We start from the raw sequence: 3,033 nt of genomic DNA, 5'->3' as shown, positions 1-3,033 counted from the left end.
GATCAAGACCGGACGTCGGTTCATCTAAAAAGAGTAATTCCGGATTTCCGGTGAGCGCTTGTGCGATACTGATCTTTTTCTTCATCCCGAACGAGAAGCTCCCGATTTTTTGTCGCTCCGTCCCGCTTAATCCGACTTGTTCAAGCAATCTTCTAACTTCTTGCTTCGTGATGCGAACTCCTGATAATCCTGCCATATAGTTAAGAAACGCACGTGCCGTCATATCATGATACAGATTTGATGTATCCGGCATGACCCCGATCCGTTGTTTGATGGCATCCAGACGATCAGCGGATTCACCGAGAAGTGCGACGGTTCCGCCTGTCGCTTGTGTGATTCCGGTTATAATCTGAATGAACGTCGATTTCCCAGCACCATTACGACCTAAAAAACCAAAGATTTCTCCTCGTTCGACCGTCAAATTCACTTCTCGTAAGACTTCCTTCGCACCGAACGATTTCTTCAACCCATTTACTTCAATCGCACTCATATTACAAATCCTTTCGCTTTAACGTGAGATAGGAGACTGTCAAAAACAACCCACTCCATAAAACAGGTAACACTAATAACGTCCCAGACATGATGACAGCGTGGTACGGCAAGATGTATTGAAACGGTACCAGGTACCATTTTTCCGAGAACGCTGACCAGAGACCGATGATCGGGACGACAATCCCGAGAAATATACCGAGAAACATCGTCAAACCAGGCTTCGCAATCATCGTAGATAAAAAGATGTTGAAACTGGTGATGTATAGGATGACGATCAGAACCGTCAGATAATCGATCCAGAACCATTGCTGCGCGTAGAGCGAGACAATCAGGAAATTGATCGTAAGCGTCGCGCACCAGAATAACAATGATCCGAGAAACTTCTCCAAAACGATTCGCAGACGCGACGTCTTCGTGACCAGTAAACGAATCGTCCGTGTCTCGATTTCACGATTGATGATGTCGTGTGATAACGCAGCCACGAACAGAAAACCGAAGAACAGGATGAAGAACTTAATGCTTGAAGTATAGGCAGACGGTTGATTAACGCCAGCAAGCAGTTCCGGATGCCTCGTCAAATACGATGCTGTGAAGACGGACGTGATCGTCAGAAAAAGAATCAATAGAATCGCTTTGATGCTTTTGAAGCTGCTCGTGAATTCTTGTTTTACGATTGGAAACATGACGGACTCCTTTGGACATATTTTTGATTAACGCAAGCGTTGTTTTACTTTCGTGACAAGGACACCGAGTCCATATAAGGTAACGGCTGTTAAGAGCATCGTGATGATGGTTTCCATGTGAATTCTCCTCTATGTAAATGACGTGTTATCTTACTCTACGCTACTCCTTAAAGAAAGTTTCCTTATTTTTCAATTCCCAACATTCTCCTCATGGTACAGTAAAAGAAAAAAGGAGACGGCAAATGAAACGTTATACGATCACCTGTCAGCAACAATCCGTCCACATTACGGAATGGGGAACCGAACAGCTTCCGACGATTGTCTGCTTTCATGGACTCGGCAGTACGAGTCTCAGCTTCATCGAAATCGCCGAAGCGCTCGCTGATGAATTCCGTCTGATTGCGATTGATTTACCCGGTCACGGCAAAACACCAGCTTTCTTAGATCCTCTACACTATCGCATGAAACCCTTTACGGACTGGATCGACGAAGTCTTACACATCCTTGATGTCAAGCGGTTCTATGCCTTGTCGCACTCATGGGGAAGTGTTCTGTCACTGTATTATTTGATTGAACATGCGGATCGTGTGCTCGGCACGATTTTAATTGACGGCGGCTATCATAGTAAACGGCTTTACGGTCTTTCCGTAGAGGAAGAAGTCGCCTTTTATGAACAAGATTTCGAGGATTCCGTTTCAACATGGGACGAATTTTTAGACGTTGCTGTCTATGCTCCGGATGCACGTCGCTCGCACTCCCTCGATTTAGCTGGTGCCGATCTCCTTCGGATGGAGGAAGGACGATTCCACTGGCATGCGCGAGGAGAGACGGCTGCTGCGATCGTACGCGCGCTTCACCACGAGGATGTTCTTGATTTCCTCCCGGACGTTCCACCAGCGGACATTCAGTTGTACGTCGCAACGTTACCGACAGATCAAGCATCGATCCTTCAGCAGGCAACGAACCGATTACATGAGATGACGCAAGCAACGGTCCATTTCGTCCCCGAGACAGGACATCTATTACACTGGGATCGCCCTGACATCATCATCAAAGCGATTCGTCACTACTGGACGGCCGGAAAAATATTGTCTTCTATTTGAAAAAATAGTTTATTATGGAATAAGAGTAAAAAGGAGGGGTTCATATGTTAAAACGGTTAACGTTCGTTTGTGTGACCTTATGCGTCGCTATCGTCGCTATCCTTGTCGCAGCACGCCACTCAACTGGAAACACCATTTCGTTTGAAGAGCCATTATCGGTTTACCTCGCGATTGGACTAATTGTCTTCTTATTCGTACCACCGCTCGTCCTATCATTTTTCGAACATCCTGTCCTGAAGATCATCAATGTCGTCTATCAATCCTTGATCGTCTTCAGTTTCGTCGGACTGATCCCCGTCGGCTTCTTGATTCCGAACGGATCCTCGACGATCATCGTCGCTGTCCTTGGAACGGTCGCAAGTCTTGCTAGTGTGATCGTGACGGTACGAAGTCACTCGATGTTCTCTAACTATTCTTCTGACGTACGTTAATCTATCTTTCAAACTGCTTCCGCCGTCATGGTAGGAAGCAGTTTTTATTTTAAAGCATAAATTTATTTATCGATAAGCTCACTTTTATTAATTTGTTTTTTGATTCAAGCGGGCGTATTCTAATCACGTAGCCAATCGGCAAACGAAAAAGGAGGAACATATCATGAGTAAACACATCTTAATGGTCGTCACGAACGCAAAAGAAATGAAGGAAGGACACGCAACAGGACTTTGGTTGTCTGAGTTCGCGGAAGCGTACATCGAATTCAAAAACGCAGGATATACGGTAACGGTCCTGTCTCTTATACACATCTCCGAGCCCAA

The 3,033-nt window shown here is 45.6% G+C and carries 4 protein-coding genes; 2 read left to right on the top strand and 2 right to left on the bottom strand.

The window, feature by feature from the left end; translation table 11 throughout:
- Both F8N00_RS17365 and F8N00_RS17360 read right to left on the bottom strand, forming a co-directional pair.
- The coding region (locus F8N00_RS17365; RefSeq protein WP_421018678.1) for an ABC transporter ATP-binding protein at positions 1-490 on the bottom strand (490 nt) is incomplete at its 3' end.
- Between the two features lies 1 nt (position 491).
- Positions 492-1,175, bottom strand: coding sequence for an ABC transporter permease (locus F8N00_RS17360; protein WP_421018677.1), 684 nt, complete (start codon positions 1,173-1,175; stop codon positions 492-494).
- A 242-nt stretch (positions 1,176-1,417) separates the two neighbouring features.
- Between F8N00_RS17360 and F8N00_RS17355 the strand changes: the two genes are divergently transcribed.
- Together F8N00_RS17355 and F8N00_RS17350 are read left to right on the top strand one after the other, a co-directional pair.
- Entirely contained in the window at positions 1,418-2,278 is an 861-nt protein-coding gene (locus F8N00_RS17355; protein WP_421018676.1) for an alpha/beta fold hydrolase, read from the top strand.
- 44 nt (positions 2,279-2,322) lie between these two features.
- Entirely contained in the window at positions 2,323-2,709 is a 387-nt protein-coding gene (locus tag F8N00_RS17350) for a hypothetical protein (RefSeq protein ID WP_075642260.1), read from the top strand.
- The last annotated feature ends 324 nt before the right edge of the window (positions 2,710-3,033 follow it).

Source organism: Exiguobacterium sp. A1_3_1 (genome assembly GCF_048985645.1).
GTDB classification, from domain to species: Bacteria; Bacillota; Bacilli; order Exiguobacteriales; family Exiguobacteriaceae; genus Exiguobacterium_A; species Exiguobacterium_A indicum.
The sequence above is the reverse complement of the archived record's forward strand: the minus strand, read 5'-3'. Positions and strand labels throughout refer to the sequence as shown.